The organism is Agrobacterium sp. NPDC089420 (assembly GCF_044900305.1).
In the GTDB taxonomy this organism is placed as follows: Bacteria; Pseudomonadota; Alphaproteobacteria; order Rhizobiales; family Rhizobiaceae; genus Agrobacterium.
This window is the reverse complement of record NZ_JBJDMY010000018.1, coordinates 61,839-78,155: the sequence shown is the minus strand read 5'-3', so window position 1 is coordinate 78,155 and position 16,317 is coordinate 61,839. Positions and strand designations below refer to the sequence as shown.

Sequence of the window (16,317 nt, the reverse complement as noted above, 5' to 3'; positions counted from 1 at the left end):
CGCGGAACTCCTTACTGCCGGGTTACGAGGAGGCAGCCGTCGTTCTGGACGATGGCCTTGAACGAGGATGTCAGCACCGAAGAGGTCTCGCGCTCGACGATGACGGCCGGACCGGCAACGACATCGCCGGGCTTGAGGGTCTCGCGTTCATGAATGCCTGCGTCGAGATACGCGCCCTGCGAGGCCTCGAAAAGGCGCCGCCGCTCGCGTGGCGCAACCGTGTCGCCTTCCGCGGTGGAGGCGACGCGCTCGACCGGCGGAAGCGGCGAAGACGCCTTCACCGACCAGCTCACAACCTCGATGTCGAGGCCTTCGATGGCCCTGCCAAAGAAGCGCTCATATTCGGTCTGGAAGATGGACGAGATTGTCGCCGCACTCGATGCGTCGAACCTCTCGCTCTCAAGGGGAACCGGAATGTCCCATCCCTGCCCCGCGTAACGCATGAACAGCGTGCGTTCGATGATCGGCACGCCGGCATCGAGACCGCCTTCGACGAAGCCGATCGCTTCAGCCTTCATGGAATCGAGAAGACGGTTCGCTTCCGCATGATTGAAATGGGAAAGATTGAAGACGGAACTGCGCACGGCCTCGTAACCGAAAGGCGCCCTGAGAAAGCCGATGGCGGAACCGACGCCCGCACCCGGCGGAACGAGGAAGGTGGAAATCCCCATTTTTTCGCAGAGACGCGCTGCGTGCAGCGGCCCTGCTCCACCGAAAGTGATCATCGTGAAATCGGCGATGTTCTTGCCGTTCTCGACGGTGTGGACGCGGCCGGCATTGGCCATGTTCTCGTCGACCATCTCACAGGTGCCGTATGCGGCTGCCTCCGGATCGAGGCCGATCACCGAACCGATGTCGTCCTGCATCGCGGCACGGCTTGCTTCCACGGAGAGCGGGATCGCGCCGCCGGCGAAATTGTCCGGATCGAGCTTGCCGAGAATAAGATCGGCGTCCGTGACGGTCGGGTTCCTGCCCCCACGGCCATAACAGGCAGGGCCGGGCTCAGATGCCGCCGAATGCGGTCCGACACGGATCTGGCGCATGCCATCGACGGAGGCGATGGAGCCGCCGCCTGCGCCGATTTCCACCATTTCGACGACGGGGATCGAGATCGGCATGCCCGACCCCTTGCGGAACCGGTAGGTGCGCGCGACCTCGAATGTCTTGGCCGTCTTGGGAACCTGGTTCTCAATCAGGCAGATCTTGGCGGTGGTGCCGCCCATGTCGAAGGAAAGAACCGTATCCAATCCGTGACGGCGGGCAATGTCCGCTGCAAAGATCGCGCCGCCGGCCGGGCCGGATTCGACGAGACGCACGGGGAATTCCGAGGCGCTTTCAACCGAGACAATACCGCCGCCCGAATGGATCATGAAAACCGGGCATCCAACGCCGATTTCCTTAAGCGAGACGACAAGACGGTCGAGATAGGACTTGATCGCCGGCTTCACATAGGCGTTGGCGCAGACAGTGTTGAACCGCTCGAACTCGCGCATCTGCGGCGAGACTTCGGATGAGATCGAGACGGACACATTCGGCAGGCGCTTGAGGATGGCATCACGGACGGCGGCTTCGTGCGCGCCGTTTACATAGGCATGGATGAACCCGATCGCGACGCTTTCGTAGCCGCCCGCAGCAATCTGTTCGACAACGGCATCAACCGAAGCCCGGTCCAGGTCAAGCAGCACCCTGCCCGCGGCATCGATGCGCTCCCGCACGACCAGGCGGTCGGCACGGGCGATCAATGCGGGCGGCAGAGAAATATTCAGGTCGTACTGCTCGAAGCGGTTTTCCGTGCGCATCTCCAGGACGTCGCGAAACCCCTCCGTCGTCACGAATGCGGTCTTGGCGCCGCGCCGCTCGATCAGGGCATTGGTGGCGAGCGTTGTGCCGTGAATCAGAATGTCAATTTCGGAAAGCGAGATACCCGCCATTTCGGCGACGGCGCCGACGCCCTTGAGGATGGCTCTTTCCGGCGCCGTATAGTCCGTCAGAACCTTCGTCGAATGAAGAGCGCCGTCCAGATCGAGCGCAATATCCGTAAAAGTGCCGCCGATGTCGACGCCGACCCGGCAGTTGCGTGGCGTGTTGCTCACCTTGTTGTTCCCCATTTCCAGTTCTGGTGCTGAGTGCACCTCAGAGTTCGGTGCGATCGCGTCGCGGATCCAGTTTCAACCTTCTCCATGCCCGACGTCAACATTTTGCCTTGACGATCTTCGTATATGTCACTTATCATATAACTGTCAACTGGGACGAGGGCCGAAATCGGTATTGCAAACCCTCGTATTTTTTTTGAGAACGGGAAGAATATCCTATTAAAAACAGGAGCTTCGCCGAACCAATAACGCATGAGCGGGGACCAACCCACGCCACAGACGCTTGAAGTCAAAGCATTTCCAACAGAGGGAAAACGAATGAAATCCATCGCAAAATTCTTTGCCGCGACCGCTTTCGTATCCGTTTTGACGGTGACGAATGCCTACTCCGCCGATTCCATCAAGATCGGCGTTGCGGGACCTTATACGGGTGCGAACGCCACATTCGGCGAACAGGTCTGGTCCGGCGTGTCCGCCTATATCGACGATGTGAACGCCGCGGGCGGTATCGCCGGCAGGAAAGTCGAGCTGGTAAAGGGTGACGATGCCTGCGAGCCGAAGCAGGCGGTCGCGGTCGCCAACCGGTTCGTCGACCAAGACAAGGTCCAGGCGGTCGTCGGCCACTTCTGCTCATCGAGCACAATCCCGGCCTCCGAAATCTATTCGGATAACGGCATCCTTACCGTGACGCCGTCCTCCACCAACCCGATCGTCACCGATCGCGGTTTCACCACCATATTCCGCACCTGCGGCCGTGACGACCAGCAGGCCGTGGTTGCCGGCAGTTTCATCCTCGACACCCTGAAACTGGACAAGATCGCCCTCATTCACGACAAGGATACCTATGGCCAGGGTCTTGTCGACGCATTCAAGAAAACCATCGAGGAGCGCGGCGTCAAGCCGGTTCTCTACGAGGGCCTGACCCGCGGTGAGCGCGACTTCAATGCGCTGGTGACGAAAATCAAGAGTTCCGGCGCGACGGCCGTCTATTTCGGCGGGCTCATTCCCGAAGCCGGTCCCCTCATCCGCCAGATTCACGAACAGGGCCTCAACGTGGCCTTTGTCAGCGGCGACGCCCTCGCCCAGGCGGAAATCGTCACCGCTTCCGGTGGCCCGCAGAATCTGAAGGGCGTCTATTATTCTTCCGCAGCGGATCCGAAACAGGATCCGGCCGCGGCCGATGCATTGGCGGATTTGAAGGCGAAAAACATCGCCCCAGATAACTATACGCTCTTCGGATATGCGAGTGCGCAGACCATCGTGGCGGCGCTTCAGGGCACCAAGGCAGGTTCGATAGAAGACCAGATCGCCTGGCTCCAGGCCAATGCCGTCAAGACGGCGGTGGGCAACCTCGCCTGGAATGACAAGGGCGACGTCAAGGACTTCAAGTTCGTCTTCTACTCCTTTGACGACAAGGGCGCACCGGTCCGTACGAACTGACCGCACCTGTCGCGACCGGTCTTGCTGGGCCGGTCGCATCATGCCCAACGACAAAAAGAGGGAACCTGCCATGGATTTCTACATCCTGGTCCAACAGCTATTCAACGGCATTACGCTCGGAACGATCTACGGTCTCATCGCCGTCGGCTACACCATGGTTTACGGCGTCATCCGCATGATCAACTTCGCCCATGGCGACGTTTATATGGTGTCCGCCTATATCGCCGCGATCACGCTTGCCGTCCTGGCATTCTTCGGCGTTCAGTCCGTGCCTTTCGCTCTGGTTTCCGTACTGGTGATCACCTGCGCGATCACCGCCGTCTACGGCTGGACAATCGAACGCGTCGCCTACCGACCTTTACGCGGATCGACCAAGCTCGCCCCGCTGATCTCCGCGATCGGCATCTCCCTGATGCTGCAAAGCTATGTGCAGATCGCCCAGGGCGCACGCGACCAGGGCGTTCCGATCCTGATTCAGGGCGCCTTCCGCTTCGGCGACGGGGTCCATTTCGCGCAGATCACCTACATGCAGACCGTCATCCTGCTGGCCTCCCTCATCGCGATGGGAATACTGACCTATATCATCAACTACACCCGCATCGGTCGCGAGTGCCGTGCCACGCAGCAGAACCTGCGCATTTCCGCAGTTCTTGGCGTGAATACCGACAGGATCATCTCCACAGTCTTCGTGATTGGCGCGGCCACCGCAGCCGTCGGCGGAACGCTGGTGACCTTCAATTACGGCTCGTTCAATTTCTTCATCGGTTTCGTCATGGGGATCAAAGCCTTTACCGCCGCCGTGCTCGGCGGGATCGGCTCGCTTCCGGGCGCTGTCCTCGGCGGCATTCTTCTGGGCCTGACGGAAGCCCTGTTCGCCGGATATGTCAGCACCGACTACAAGGACGTCTTTGCCTTCGCCCTGCTCATCCTGCTGCTTTTCTTCCGCCCCTACGGTCTGCTGGGTCGGCCGGAAATTCAGAAAGTGTGAGGGTCATATCATGGAAACGAAGCACCTCCCCGGCCTGCTGAAGCAGGCGCTCCTTACCTTTACCGTTTCTCTCATCCTGTTCGGACCGATCTCCGGCCTCGTGCTCGACGGCTTTTCGTTCCGCAACGAACTGATGCGTGCCGTGACGCTTGCCGCGGTCGTCACCGCCGGCCGGGTTCTGATCTCCCTCTTCCAGATGTCACCTGCCGGTGCGCGCCTGACGAAGATGGTCGCGAGCAACGGAACGGGCGTCACCGTCATGACGGGAAAGGAAAAATCTCCGCTCCTGCTTCTCGCATTCTTGTTCGTCGCCGGCCTCTGCCTCCCGCTTTTTGCCGACAAGTATTTTCTCGGCATTGCGATACTCGCGCTGATCTACTGCCTTCTCGGCCTGGGTCTCAACATCGTCGTCGGGCTTGCCGGCCTTCTCGATCTCGGCTTTGTCGCCTTTTACGCGGTCGGCGCCTATCTTCTGGCTCTCGGATCGCAATATCTTGGCCTCGGATTCTGGGGCGCGCTCTTGATTGCACCCTTCCTGGCAGCCTTGTTCGGCATGGTTCTCGCCTTCCCCGTTCTCAAGATGCATGGCGACTATCTGGCGATCGTCACGCTCGGTTTCGGGGAGATCATTCGTCTCGTTTTGAACAACTGGCTCGATTTCACCGGGGGTCCCAACGGGTCACCCGTTCCAGCCCCTACCTTCCTCGGCCTGGAATTCGGCCGCACCGCCAAGCAGGGCGGCACGCCGTTCCACGAATATTTCGGCATTCCCTATAGTTCCGACTACAAATTCTGGTTCATCTACCTCGTGCTGTTCCTCGTTGTCTGCCTGGCAATCTACGTCGTGCAGCGCCTGCGCGTCATCCCGCTCGGCCGGATGTGGGAGGCGTTGCGCGAGGACGAGATCGCGTGTCGTTCGCTCGGCGTGAACCATGTCTTCACCAAGCTGACCGCCTTCATGCTCGGTGCGTCGACGGGCGGCATCGCCGGTGTATTTTTTGCCGTTCACCAGGGTTTCGTGAATCCGACCTCCTTCACCTTTTTCGAATCCGCACTCATCCTGGCGATCGTCGTATTGGGCGGTCTCGGATCGACCGTCGGGGTCATTCTGGCGGCGCTCGTGCTGACGATCCTGCCTGAAATGTTGCGCGAATTCGCCGAATACCGCGTCTTCGTCTTTGGCGTCATGATGGTGGTCATGATGATCTGGAAACCGCGCGGCCTTGTGCGCGTCAAACGCCCCGCCTTCTTCCCCAGTCGCCCGGAGAAAGCCGACGGTAAGGCACACCCCTTCATTGCCCAATCCGGAGTGGAGGCCAGCCGATGAAGACGTCGATACTCGAGGTTCAGGACGTCACCATGCGCTTCGGCGGGATCGTCGCAAACCGGAAGGTCAGCTTCTCGGTGGAAAAAGGCTCTATCACGGCCTTGATCGGCCCCAACGGCGCGGGAAAAACCACGATGTTCAACTGCATCACGGGTTTTTACCGGGCGAGCGAAGGGCGGATTCTCCTCAACGACGGCGAGAGTTTTCAGGACATTGGCGAACTCGTGACCAAGCCAATGATCGGAGGCTCCCACCTCGTCACCCGTGCCGGCATTGCCCGGACGTTTCAGAATATCCGCCTTTTCAAAGAGATGTCCGTGATCGAGAACCTGCTGATCGCACAACATCGTTCCACCCGGAATGGCATATTGAGCGGTGTTCTCGGCACTCCGTCCTTCCGCAAGGCGGAGCGTGATGCGGTTGACCGCGCTTATTACTGGCTCGGCGAGATGGCCTTGACCGAAGACGCGAACCGTCTCGCGGGCGAACTCCCGTATGGTCGCCAGCGTCGCCTGGAGATCGCGCGCGCCATGTGCACCAGCCCCCGACTGATCTGCCTCGACGAACCTGCGGCGGGCCTCAATCCCTCCGAAACGCGCGAGCTTGCAGAGATGATCCAGAAGCTTTGCGCCGAGCACGGCCAGACCGTACTCGTCATCGAACACGACATGGGGCTCGTGATGCAGATATCCAATCACATCGTGGTCCTCGATCATGGCGAGGTCATTTCGGACGGAACACCCGAACACGTGGCCAATGACCCGGCGGTGGTCGCGGCCTATCTCGGCGTCAGCGAAGATGAGGTGAAAGCATGAGCCAGCCCGAAACCGGCGCCCCGCCGCTTCTGGAATTTGCCGGGGTGCACGCGCATTACGGCGCGGTGGAAGCGCTCCGATCCGTCAACGTCACGGTCTGCAAAGGCGAGATCGTCAGTCTCATCGGCGCGAACGGCGCCGGCAAGACCACCCTGCTCTCTTCGATCTTCGGAGCGCCCAGAGCCTCATCGGGACGAATCCTCCATCGCGGGGAAGACATCTCGCGGACGCCGACCAACCAGATTTCCCGTCGTGGTATCGCGCTGGTTCCCGAAGGCCGTCAGATCTATCAGGACATGACGGTTGAGGAGAACATGATGATGGGTACGACCCCCATCGGCATGCATTTTTTCGAGGCCGACCGGACTCAGATGTTCGATCTTTTTCCGAGGCTGAAGGAGCGTCGCAACCAGACGGCGGGAACCATGTCGGGCGGCGAACAGCAGATGCTCGCCATTGCCCGTGCGATGATGGCGCGTCCCGAACTCATCCTGTTCGACGAACCCTCGCTGGGACTGGCTCCGCTTGTCGTCAAGAGGGTCTTCGAGGTGCTGAGCGAAATCGCGACCCTGGGCAAGACCATTTTCCTCGTCGAACAAAACGCCAATCACGCGTTGAAGCTGTCGCAGCGCGCCTATGTGATGGTCAATGGACGCATCCACCTTTCGGGCGACAGCGCCGATCTCCTCGACAATGAAGAGGTCCGCAAGGCCTATCTCGGACTTCACTGAAGGAAGCATCGATGCTGCACAGAAATCTCATTGCCGGGGAATGGGTCGGCGGCGACGGCGCCACGAACGTCAATCCGTCCAACACCAACGATATCGTCGGTGAATATGCCCGCGCAAGCTGCGACCAGGCACGCGCCGCGATAGCCGCTGCCAAGGCCGCTTTCCCGGCATGGTCGTTATCGCCGATCCTCGAGCGACATGCCCTTCTCAAGAAGGCCGCGGACGAAATCATCGCCCGCAAGGAAGAACTCGGCCGTCTCCTTGCCCGGGAAGAGGGCAAGACATTGCCGGAAGCGATCGGCGAAGTGACGCGCGCCGGGCAGATTTTCGACTTCTTTGCGGGCGAAGTGCTCCGCCTGTCCGGTGAGGTTCTGCCGTCGGTGCGTCCAGGCGTCGGGGTTGAGATCACGCGCGATCCGATTGGCGTCGTCGGCGTGATCACGCCATGGAATTTCCCGATCGCCATTCCCGCCTGGAAGATCGCGCCGGCCCTCGCCTATGGAAACACCGTCGTCCTCAAGCCAGCCGATCTTGTTCCGGGATGTGCGTGGGCACTCGTGGACATCCTGCATCGCGCCGGCGCCCCGGCCGGGGTGGTCAATCTTGTCATGGGCCGGGGAAGCGTCGTCGGCCAGACCATGCTCGACAGCCCGGAACTGGATGCAATCACCTTCACCGGATCGACCGGAACCGGCAGGCGTGTGGCGCTGGCATCCATCGACCATAATCGCAAATACCAGCTCGAAATGGGCGGCAAGAACCCGTTTGTCATCCTCGATGACGCCGATCTTTCCGTCGCGGTCGAAGCGGCTGCGAATTCCTCGTTCTTTTCGACCGGACAGCGCTGCACCGCGTCGTCCCGGCTGATCGTGACGGATGGGATACACGACCGTTTTGTTGCGGCCCTGACCGAACGTCTCCGGAGCCTCGTCGTCGATGACGCCCTGAAGCCCGGCACCCATATCGGCCCGGTGGTTGATGCGGGCCAATTGAGACAGGACGAGGACTATATCGACATCGGGAAGAAGGAAGGCGCGCACCTCGCCTTTGGCGGCGACCGTCTCGAGCGCGACAATCCGGGTTTCTTCCTGCAGCCTGCCCTGTTCACGCAAGCCAGCAACCGGATGCGTATCGCCCGCGAGGAGATATTCGGGCCGGTCGCTGCCGTCATTCGCGTCAAGGACTATGATGAGGCGCTGGCCACGGCGAATGATACGAGCTTCGGCTTGTCGTCAGGCATAGCCACCACCAGCCTCAAACACGCTACCCATTTCAAGCGACATTCGGAGGCCGGAATGGTCATGGTCAATCTGCCCACCGCCGGGGTCGACTTCCACGTTCCCTTCGGTGGACGCAAGGGATCATCCTACGGCCCGCGCGAACAGGGCCGCTATGCCGCCGAATTTTATACCACCGTCAAAACTGCCTACACATCTGCCTGAGGAAAGCCGCCGATGAAGATCCTTGTCCCCGTCAAGCGCGTTGTCGATTACAATGTGAAGATCCGTGTGAAATCGGATGGTTCTGGTGTCGAGCTTGCCAATGTGAAGATGTCGATGAACCCGTTCGACGAAATCTCGGTGGAAGAGGCGCTGCGCCTGAAGGAAGCGGGCAAGGCCGACGAGGTTGTGGTCGTGTCGATCGGCCCGGCCAAGGCGGAAGAAACACTGCGCACCGCGCTCGCCATGGGTGCGGACCGCGCCATCCTGATCGAGACCGACGAAACCGTCGAGCCGCTCGCCGTCGCCAAGCTCCTGAAGGGCGTGGCGGAGGCCGAACAACCCGGCCTCGTCATCGTCGGCAAACAGGCGATCGATGACGATTCGAACCAGACCGGCCAGATGCTGGCAGCATTGCTCGGCTGGGGCCAGGGCACCTTTGCCTCCAAGGTCGAGCCTTCCGATGGCAAGGTTGCAGTGACGCGTGAAGTCGATGGCGGCCTGCAGACGGTGGAGCTGAAGCTTCCCGCCGTCGTCACCACCGATCTTCGCCTGAACGAGCCGCGTTACGCCTCGCTGCCGAACATCATGAAGGCCAAGAAGAAGCCGCTCGACAAGAAGTCGCCGGCCGATTTCGGCGTCGACGTGTCGCCGCGCCTGAAGGTGCTGAAGACCGAGGAGCCGGCGGGCCGCAAGGCCGGCATCAAGGTCGGCTCGGTTGCCGAGCTGGTCGAAAAGCTCAAGGCCGACGGCGTCCTCTAAGATTTCGGAAAAGGGAGATATTCTCATGGCCATTCTTCTTCTGGCAGAACACGACAACGCAACCCTTTCCGACCTGACGGCAAAGACGCTGACGGCGGCAACCCAGATTGCCAGGGGGACGGGAAGCGACGTGCATGTGCTGGTCGCCGGCTCCGGCGCAAAGGGTGCGGCTGACGCAGCCGCGAAACTCTCCGGCGTCTCCAAGGTGCTGCTTGCCGACGACGCCTCCTATGCCAATGCGCTGGCAGAGCCGCTGGCGGCGCTGATCGTCTCGCTTAGCCCCTCCTATGATGTCATCATTGCGCCGGCCACCGCATCCGCCAAGAACGTCACGCCGCGCGTTGCGGCGCTTCTGGATGTGGCGCAGGTTTCGGAAATCATCGAGGTCGTGTCGCCTGACACCTTCAAGCGGCCGATCTATGCCGGCAACGCCATCCAGACGGTGCAGGCGAGCGATGCGAAGAAAGTGATCACCGTGCGCCCGACCGCCTTTGCGGCAGCAAGCGAGGGCGGTTCGGCAGCGGTCGAAACCATCGGTGCTGCCGAAAACCCCGGCCTGTCCAGCTTCGTTTCCGATGCGCTGGCCTCGTCCGACCGTCCGGAGCTGACGTCTGCGAAGATCATCATCTCGGGTGGCCGCGCGCTTGGCTCTTCGGAGAAGTTCAAGGAAGTCATCCTGCCGGTTGCCGACAAGCTGGGTGCCGCCGTCGGTGCAAGCCGCGCGGCCGTCGATGCCGGTTATGCGCCGAACGACTGGCAGGTGGGCCAGACCGGCAAGGTGGTTGCGCCGCAGCTTTACATCGCGGCGGGCATCTCGGGCGCCATCCAGCATCTGGCCGGCATGAAGGACTCGAAGGTCATCGTCGCCATCAACAAGGATGAAGAAGCGCCGATCTTCCAGGTCGCCGATTACGGTCTCGTCGCAGACCTGTTCGAGGCTTTGCCGGGCATCGAAAAAGCGCTCTGATACATGTTCGAACGAATGGCGGGCCGGAGAGGCGCAGCCGGCCGTCTGTGGCCAATGTCTCGGTTCATCGGCAATCGCGGCACCATTCTGATGGCGTTGCATAAAAACCGCAACGCCATCGGTTTCTGTCGCGAACTCTATCGGGGGCCTCCTTTTCGGGGCGATTATTTGTTACTGCTGCCGTCGAAGAGCATTGGCGCATTGAGGTAGACTTTGCCTAAGTAAATACCGGTCTCAATCCAGTTTCACCCGCATTGCCGGACAGCATCATGCTGCCGGTCTGTGATCATGTTCACCGGGTGGTGGCAAGAGACCGGTTTGGCATCGTTAAAATGTGCCCTGTGCAGCGCCGCTGTCCCAGCTCTTCAGTCACCCAGAACATCGCCACACCGTTCCCGCTCGGGTTTTCTCCTGCACCATCTTGGTGGACTTCCAAATGGAAGACCAAGACGATATGTGCGACACATTCCGGGTCCGTTGGACCATTATTGCCCGAACTGCCCCAAAGCCCTGGATTGCCTGCAGCGGCTGCGGCGGGCTGAGAGCCTTTCAATGCAGCGGTAAAATCCGCCTGAACGCCAATGGCCGCAGGCTTGACGCCTGGCTTATCTACAAATGCATCATCTGCGACAAGACCTGGAACCGGCCGATCTTCGAGCGGCAGGCCGTGCGCGATATAAGCCCCGCCGCCCTAGCGGCGTTGCAGTCGAATGATCCGCAATGGATAAGGGCGCAGATGTTCAATATGGAGGCCCTCAGGCGCAAATCGCAACATGTCGAGGAGTTTCCCGCGATAGACATCGAAAAGGCGATCATGGGCGATCCTCCCGACAAACCGAGGCCCGACTGGAGAAAAGCCGAAATCGAACTGGTCGTTCCGCTGACGACCAGCATACGCCTCGACCGCCTGCTGGCGTCGGAACTGGGACTTTCCCGTTCGCGGTTGCACGCGTTGCACGACGGCGGCATGGTGCGGACGGAATTCGGCGGCTCAAACATCCTGCGACGGCGTGTCATAACCGGCAGCCGGATCGAGATCGATGTCTGTGCCGGATTTGATCCCGAACGGCTATGGCAGCCCGCAATGACGGCCCGCACGCCCTGACGCCATCGCGAGGGCCTCAAGCCTGAGGCCCTCGCCCGCCGCGTTGAAAATCTGTCACGATCCTGCGTCATAAACCGACGCGTCATGAGTCTCTCAAACGCCCCGGGTTTATCGGAGAAAAATGGGCATTCGCAACTATCTGATCGAAGGTGTTTCCTGCGCCGGCAAAACATCGGTCGCGACAGAACTTCAGCGGCGCGGTTACCACGTCATTCACGGCGACCGGGAACTCGCCTATCAGGGCGATCCGCAGACGGGTGAACCGTTGAAGGCGTCCGCACAGCTGCAGGAGGGCGGCCATGATGTGGTCTTCAGACATTCCCACCACATCTGGAATGTCGACAGGGTGAAATCCCTCTTGGCCGACCACGGTCAACACCTCTCCTTCTTCTGCGGCGGTTCGCGGAATTTCGATCGTTTTATCGATCTCTTCGATGGCGTCTTCGTTCTCGATATCGATCAGGAAACACTGACGAAACGCCTTGCCGACCGGCCTTGCGACGAATTTGGCGCCAGGCCCGACGAACGCGCGCTGATTTTGCGGTTGCACGCAACGAAAGAGGACGTGCCTGCCGATGCGACGATCATCGACGCGACGGCGCCGCTTGCCCGCGTCGTCGACGATATTCTTTGCCAATGCCGATGATGCGGCGGAGCGCCGGGAAATCCTAACGACGCGCTTCCGTCGCCATGCGGATGGCGAGCCCGGCCAGCACCGTGCCCATCAGCCAGCGCTGCACCGCCAGCCATGTCGGACGGCTGGCAAGGAAAAGCGCGATGGAACCGGCGGCGATGGCGATCACCGAATTGACGCTGACGCTGATGGCGATCTGGGTACAGCCGAGGATCAGCGATTGGGTCAGGACGCTGCCGTGATCCGGGCTGATGAATTGCGGCAGCAGGGACAGATACATGACGGCGATCTTGGGATTGAGCAGATTGGTCAGAAACCCCATCATGAACAGCTTGCGCGGGCCATCCTTGGGCAGGTTCCGCACCTGAAACGGCGATCTTCCGCCCGGCCGCACGGCCTGCCACGCCAGATAGAGCAGATAAAGCGCCCCGGCGAGCCGCAAGGCATCATAGGCATAAGGAACGGCCATGACGATCGCGGTGATCCCGAACGCGGCGCACATCATGTAAAAAACGAAACCGAGGGCGACACCGCCGAGGGAGACAAGCCCTGCCGCCGGCCCCTGGCAGATGGATCGCGAAATCAGATAGACCATGTTCGGTCCGGGCGTGAGCACCATGCCGAGCGCGATCAAGGCAAAAGCAAACAGGCTTGCTGTCTCCGGCATCTTGTAAGTCCCCTCTTACTGCCCATTTCGCGGGAATGGAATCTCCCGCGAATGTCCGTGACGTTAGGGGTATCCGGCCGGCAATTGCAACCACCCTGTGCAGCGAAATATCGATCCGATGGATTTCGGTTCCGGTTCAGGCCAGCGCTTTCTTCACCGCAGCAAGGCCGCGGCGCAAAAACGGCTCGGAATGCACGTAAAAGAACTGCACCCCGAGGGCGCGCCAGTGCGGAATTTCGTCCAGCGTCCCGAGCGTTCCCGCGACCTTTCCGGCTGCCCGGATCTTTTTGACGGCGACGGCGACCTTGTCGATCACCACATCCGGACGCGGCTCGCCGAAGGGCGGCGCTGGAGGATATCCCATATCCTGCGAAAGATCGCCGGGACCGATGAAAAAGACGTCGATCCCTTCCACCGTCAGCATGTCTTCGAGCGCATCGACCGCGTCGACGGTCTCGATCATGGCGATCACCAGCCGCTTGTCATGGTCGGACGGCAAGGCGTAACGCACGGCGTCGACGATCGCGCGGGCCTCGTCGGCGGTGCCGACCATTGGCACCATGATGCCGTCCGCGCCGGCGTTGAGATAACGGATGATGATCGGCCGTTCATGCGAATGCGGGCGCACGATGGCGGCGCCGCCGACCGAGCGCACCACCTGCCCGGTTGCACGCACGTCCTCGAAGCTCCACGTGCCGTGTTCGCAATCGACGAAGACCGCATCGGCGCCAAGTTCCACCAGCCGGGCGGAAAGGCCGGACGACGTGTGGTGCGGCGTGAACATGCTGATGGCGTCACCCGCCGCAAGACGGGCGCGCAGCTTTGCTCCATTCATGGGAATCCTCCTCAGTTGGTCTTCGGCCTGTCCGGCGTGTCGTCCGGCGCGCCCACCCAGCGGGCAACCTCGATATCCTTCGAGGTGTCGCGCATATGGGTCGGGCAGATGTGCAGTTCGGGAATGACCGCAGTTTTGCCCACACTGGCGCAAAGCAGGATCGCGCGGGCAACGTCATGCGGGTCCATCATCACGGCGCGCTCTTCCTTCAAAGGCGGACGCGCGCGGTTGTTCATGATCGGTGTATCCGTCTCGCCCGGCAGGATGGTGGTCGCGCGGATGCCCTGGTTGCGATAGGTATTGTGCAGGAAGGTCATGAAATTCTTCACGCCCGCCTTGGCCGCACCATAGGCCACGCCGCCGAGCAGGTTGGGATTGAGTGCAGCGAGCGAGGAGACGGTGATGATCGTGCCTTCGCCCTTTGCGATCATGTCCGGCAGCACGGCCTGGGTCAGGTTGAACACCGCCGTCAGATTGACGTTGAGCGTGGCGTTCCACTCCTCTTCGCCGATGAAGCGGGCGTTCAGCACCTTGCTGGCGGAACCGGCATTGTTGACGAGAATATCGATGGGGCCGACGGCTTCGCTGATCGATTTGACCGTGTCGACGATCGCTTCGCGCGAGGCAATGTCGAGCGTGCGGGCAATTGCCTTGCCCTTCTTCTTCTCGATCAGGTCCGCAACTTCGCGCAGCGGATCGAGGCGGCGACCGGTCAGAACCACCGTCGCCCCTTCCTTCGCAAGCAGGATCGCGGTTTCCCGACCGATACCCGAGCCGGCGCCGGTCACCAGTGCAATCTTTCCGTTCAGCAGTCCCATTCTCATCGTCTCCTATTCGGCTGCGGCCGCAATGGCGCCAGAATAGCCGAAGATTTCCTTCGCGGCCTTCGCGGTTACCAGACCTTCGGAAATATCCTGCTCGATCAGTTCGCGCGCGCGTTCGCTTGCCCTGCCCCAGCCGCCGCCGCCGGGTGTCTGGACCTCCAGACTTTCGCCGGTATGGAGAACCACCTTGCCCTTTGGAAAATGCGGCTCGCCCTGCTTCATGACCTTGCCGGCCGATCCGCTCTGGCCTTCCACGACGCCGAAGCAGGGGTGGCGCACGCGTTCCGACGCCAGATAGATGTTCATCGGATTTTTGCCGAGATTACGCAGGATGACGCGCTGGCCAAGGCCGCCGCGATATCTGCCGGCTCCGCCGGAATCGGCGATCAACTCCTTGCATTCGGTCAGCACCGGCACGGCGACCTCGAACATTTCGACGGCCGTGACCTTGCAGTTGGAGGGAAAGCTCAGCGTATCCAGCCCGTCGAACTCGGCACGCGCGCCCTGCCCGCCATGGAAATTCTGCACGGAGGCGTATTGGCTTCCGTCATTGCGCTGGCCAACGCAGTTGGCGGCCCAGATCGGCGCGCCGCCGCTGTCTCCCAGCACCTTTTCCGGCACGATGCCTTCCAGCGCCTTGAAGATCAGCGAGGGAATGACGTGGCCGATCAGGTTGCGCGAATTGCCGGCCGTCCATTCCTGCGGATTGAGGATGCAGCCGAGCGGCGCCTCATCGGTTATGGGAACGATGCAGCCCTCATTGTTCGGCGTTTCGGAATCGAGCAGGCATTTCAATGCGTAGACCGAATGCGCATAGCGATAATTCGTACGGCAGTTGATGGAGTGCAGGACCTGATCCGAGGTTCCGGCGTAGTCCACGTGGATGGAATCGTCGCGGACGATGACGGAGGCTTTCAGCTTGACGTCGACATCGTAACCATCGAGCAGGACCTCGGCGGAATAGGTGCCGTTCGGCCATTCGCGGATCGCCTTGCGCGTCTGCGCCTCCGAGCGGGTGTGGATGGCGTCGGCCAGCCCATCGACATCGTCCAGCCCGTATTCATCGAGGAATTTGACGAGTTCGCGGCCCATGACATTGTTGGCGGCGATCATCGATTCCAGGTCGCCGCGGACTTCGGTCGGAAGACGGACGGAGGCTGCGATAATATCGAAGACATCCTCGTTCGGAATGCCGGCCTTCAGCAGCTTGACGATGGGGAACCGGATGCCTTCCGCAAAAATGTCGCTGGCTTCCGAATGCAGCGGCGCGCCGCCAATATCGGGAAGGTGGGCGATCGATCCCGCATAGGCGACGACCTTGCCGTTCTTGAAGATCGGCGTGATCATCGTCACGTCCGGCAGGTGGCCGGTTCCGATCTCGGGATCGTTGGTGGCAAGAACATCGCCTTCCTCCAGCGCTTCCGCCGGAAATTTCGGCAGGAAATATTTCTGTGCTGCCGCCGGCAGCGAGGTGATGAAGACCGGGATCGACCAGGTGCATTGCGCCAGCGCCCTGCCCTTGCTGTCGAGAAGTACCGTAACGTAATCGTGGTTCTCGCGCACGATCGGCGAAAACGCCGTTTTGCCGAGCACGTTATCGGCCTGATCGGCGATGAAGATCAGGCGGTTCCACATGACCTGAAGGTTGATCGGATCGTTGAAATCGGTTGCGGGTTTCGACATCGGACTG

Annotated in this window: 15 protein-coding genes; 10 read left to right on the top strand and 5 right to left on the bottom strand. The window is 60.9% G+C overall.

What is annotated here, in order from left to right; translation table 11 throughout:
• Positions 1–11 precede the first annotated feature (11 nt).
• Entirely contained in the window at positions 12–2,108 is a 2,097-nt protein-coding gene (locus ACI2KA_RS22825; protein WP_404504741.1) for a hydantoinase/oxoprolinase family protein, read from the bottom strand.
• A gap of 303 nt (positions 2,109–2,411) precedes the next feature.
• Between ACI2KA_RS22825 and ACI2KA_RS22820 the strand changes: the two genes are divergently transcribed.
• The 10 genes from ACI2KA_RS22820 to ACI2KA_RS22775 all read left to right on the top strand — a co-directional run bounded on the left by ACI2KA_RS22820 (position 2,412) and on the right by ACI2KA_RS22775 (position 12,313).
• A complete protein-coding gene (locus ACI2KA_RS22820) occupies positions 2,412–3,533 on the top strand; it encodes a branched-chain amino acid ABC transporter substrate-binding protein (RefSeq protein ID WP_404504740.1) in 1,122 nt (373 codons plus the stop codon).
• A 70-nt stretch (positions 3,534–3,603) separates the two neighbouring features.
• Positions 3,604–4,521, top strand: coding sequence for a branched-chain amino acid ABC transporter permease LivH (locus ACI2KA_RS22815; RefSeq protein ID WP_404504739.1), 918 nt, complete (start codon positions 3,604–3,606; stop codon positions 4,519–4,521).
• Positions 4,522–4,531: 10 nt separating this feature from the next.
• Positions 4,532–5,848 (top strand): high-affinity branched-chain amino acid ABC transporter permease LivM, encoded by a 1,317-nt coding sequence (gene livM, locus ACI2KA_RS22810; protein ID WP_404504738.1) that lies wholly within the window; start codon positions 4,532–4,534, stop codon positions 5,846–5,848.
• Positions 5,845–6,663 carry an ABC transporter ATP-binding protein gene (locus ACI2KA_RS22805; protein ID WP_404504737.1) on the top strand — a complete coding sequence of 273 codons (819 nt, stop codon included), beginning with the start codon at positions 5,845–5,847 and terminating at the stop codon, positions 6,661–6,663. Before livM ends, ACI2KA_RS22805 begins: the two co-directional genes overlap by 4 nt.
• Positions 6,660–7,394, top strand: coding sequence for an ABC transporter ATP-binding protein (locus ACI2KA_RS22800; protein ID WP_404504736.1), 735 nt, complete (start codon positions 6,660–6,662; stop codon positions 7,392–7,394). The genes ACI2KA_RS22805 and ACI2KA_RS22800 overlap by 4 nt, the downstream gene beginning before the upstream one ends.
• 11 nt (positions 7,395–7,405) lie before the next feature.
• Positions 7,406–8,836 (top strand): aldehyde dehydrogenase family protein, encoded by a 1,431-nt coding sequence (locus ACI2KA_RS22795; protein ID WP_404504735.1) that lies wholly within the window; start codon positions 7,406–7,408, stop codon positions 8,834–8,836.
• Positions 8,837–8,848: 12 nt separating this feature from the next.
• Positions 8,849–9,595, top strand: coding sequence for an electron transfer flavoprotein subunit beta/FixA family protein (locus ACI2KA_RS22790; protein ID WP_080853806.1), 747 nt, complete (start codon positions 8,849–8,851; stop codon positions 9,593–9,595).
• 25 nt (positions 9,596–9,620) lie between these two features.
• Positions 9,621–10,562 (top strand): electron transfer flavoprotein subunit alpha/FixB family protein, encoded by a 942-nt coding sequence (locus ACI2KA_RS22785; protein WP_404504734.1) that lies wholly within the window; start codon positions 9,621–9,623, stop codon positions 10,560–10,562.
• Positions 10,563–10,896: 334 nt separating this feature from the next.
• The gene (locus ACI2KA_RS22780) at positions 10,897–11,667 is read left to right on the top strand and encodes a DUF1062 domain-containing protein (RefSeq protein ID WP_404504733.1); all 771 of its coding nucleotides are present in this window, start codon (positions 10,897–10,899) and stop codon (positions 11,665–11,667) included.
• 121 nt (positions 11,668–11,788) lie between these two features.
• Positions 11,789–12,313, top strand: a complete 525-nt coding sequence (locus tag ACI2KA_RS22775; RefSeq protein WP_404504732.1) for an AAA family ATPase — start codon at positions 11,789–11,791, stop codon at positions 12,311–12,313.
• Positions 12,314–12,335: 22 nt separating this feature from the next.
• Here the strand turns inward: ACI2KA_RS22775 and ACI2KA_RS22770 are convergent, their stop codons facing one another.
• The 4 genes from ACI2KA_RS22770 to ACI2KA_RS22755 all read right to left on the bottom strand — a co-directional run bounded on the left by ACI2KA_RS22770 (position 12,336) and on the right by ACI2KA_RS22755 (position 16,310).
• On the bottom strand, positions 12,336–12,968 hold the full coding sequence (locus tag ACI2KA_RS22770; RefSeq protein WP_404504731.1) for a LysE family translocator: 633 nt from the start codon (positions 12,966–12,968) through the stop codon (positions 12,336–12,338).
• Between the two features lie 136 nt (positions 12,969–13,104).
• Positions 13,105–13,803 carry an HpcH/HpaI aldolase/citrate lyase family protein gene (locus ACI2KA_RS22765; protein WP_404504730.1) on the bottom strand — a complete coding sequence of 233 codons (699 nt, stop codon included), beginning with the start codon at positions 13,801–13,803 and terminating at the stop codon, positions 13,105–13,107.
• Positions 13,804–13,814: 11 nt separating this feature from the next.
• Entirely contained in the window at positions 13,815–14,621 is an 807-nt protein-coding gene (locus ACI2KA_RS22760) for an SDR family NAD(P)-dependent oxidoreductase (protein ID WP_404504729.1), read from the bottom strand.
• A 12-nt stretch (positions 14,622–14,633) separates the two neighbouring features.
• Complete coding sequence (locus tag ACI2KA_RS22755; RefSeq protein WP_404504728.1) at positions 14,634–16,310, bottom strand: hydantoinase B/oxoprolinase family protein; 1,677 nt, start codon at positions 16,308–16,310, stop codon at positions 14,634–14,636.
• Between the last annotated feature and the right edge of the window lie 7 nt (positions 16,311–16,317).

What these genes read in the sequence shown, in the direction of transcription:
- ACI2KA_RS22825 (WP_404504741.1), bottom strand. Translation starts at nt 2,108, where the DNA reads ATGGGGAACAACAAGGTGAGCAACACGCCACGCAACTGCCGGGTCGGC.
- ACI2KA_RS22820 (WP_404504740.1), top strand. Translation starts at nt 2,412, where the DNA reads ATGAAATCCATCGCAAAATTCTTTGCCGCGACCGCTTTCGTATCCGTT.
- ACI2KA_RS22815 (WP_404504739.1), top strand. Translation starts at nt 3,604, where the DNA reads ATGGATTTCTACATCCTGGTCCAACAGCTATTCAACGGCATTACGCTC.
- livM (WP_404504738.1), top strand. Translation starts at nt 4,532, where the DNA reads ATGGAAACGAAGCACCTCCCCGGCCTGCTGAAGCAGGCGCTCCTTACC.
- ACI2KA_RS22805 (WP_404504737.1), top strand. Translation starts at nt 5,845, where the DNA reads ATGAAGACGTCGATACTCGAGGTTCAGGACGTCACCATGCGCTTCGGC.
- ACI2KA_RS22800 (WP_404504736.1), top strand. Translation starts at nt 6,660, where the DNA reads ATGAGCCAGCCCGAAACCGGCGCCCCGCCGCTTCTGGAATTTGCCGGG.
- ACI2KA_RS22795 (WP_404504735.1), top strand. Translation starts at nt 7,406, where the DNA reads ATGCTGCACAGAAATCTCATTGCCGGGGAATGGGTCGGCGGCGACGGC.
- ACI2KA_RS22790 (WP_080853806.1), top strand. Translation starts at nt 8,849, where the DNA reads ATGAAGATCCTTGTCCCCGTCAAGCGCGTTGTCGATTACAATGTGAAG.
- ACI2KA_RS22785 (WP_404504734.1), top strand. Translation starts at nt 9,621, where the DNA reads ATGGCCATTCTTCTTCTGGCAGAACACGACAACGCAACCCTTTCCGAC.
- ACI2KA_RS22775 (WP_404504732.1), top strand. Translation starts at nt 11,789, where the DNA reads ATGGGCATTCGCAACTATCTGATCGAAGGTGTTTCCTGCGCCGGCAAA.
- ACI2KA_RS22770 (WP_404504731.1), bottom strand. Translation starts at nt 12,968, where the DNA reads ATGCCGGAGACAGCAAGCCTGTTTGCTTTTGCCTTGATCGCGCTCGGC.
- ACI2KA_RS22765 (WP_404504730.1), bottom strand. Translation starts at nt 13,803, where the DNA reads ATGAATGGAGCAAAGCTGCGCGCCCGTCTTGCGGCGGGTGACGCCATC.
- ACI2KA_RS22760 (WP_404504729.1), bottom strand. Translation starts at nt 14,621, where the DNA reads ATGGGACTGCTGAACGGAAAGATTGCACTGGTGACCGGCGCCGGCTCG.
- ACI2KA_RS22755 (WP_404504728.1), bottom strand. Translation starts at nt 16,310, where the DNA reads ATGTCGAAACCCGCAACCGATTTCAACGATCCGATCAACCTTCAGGTC.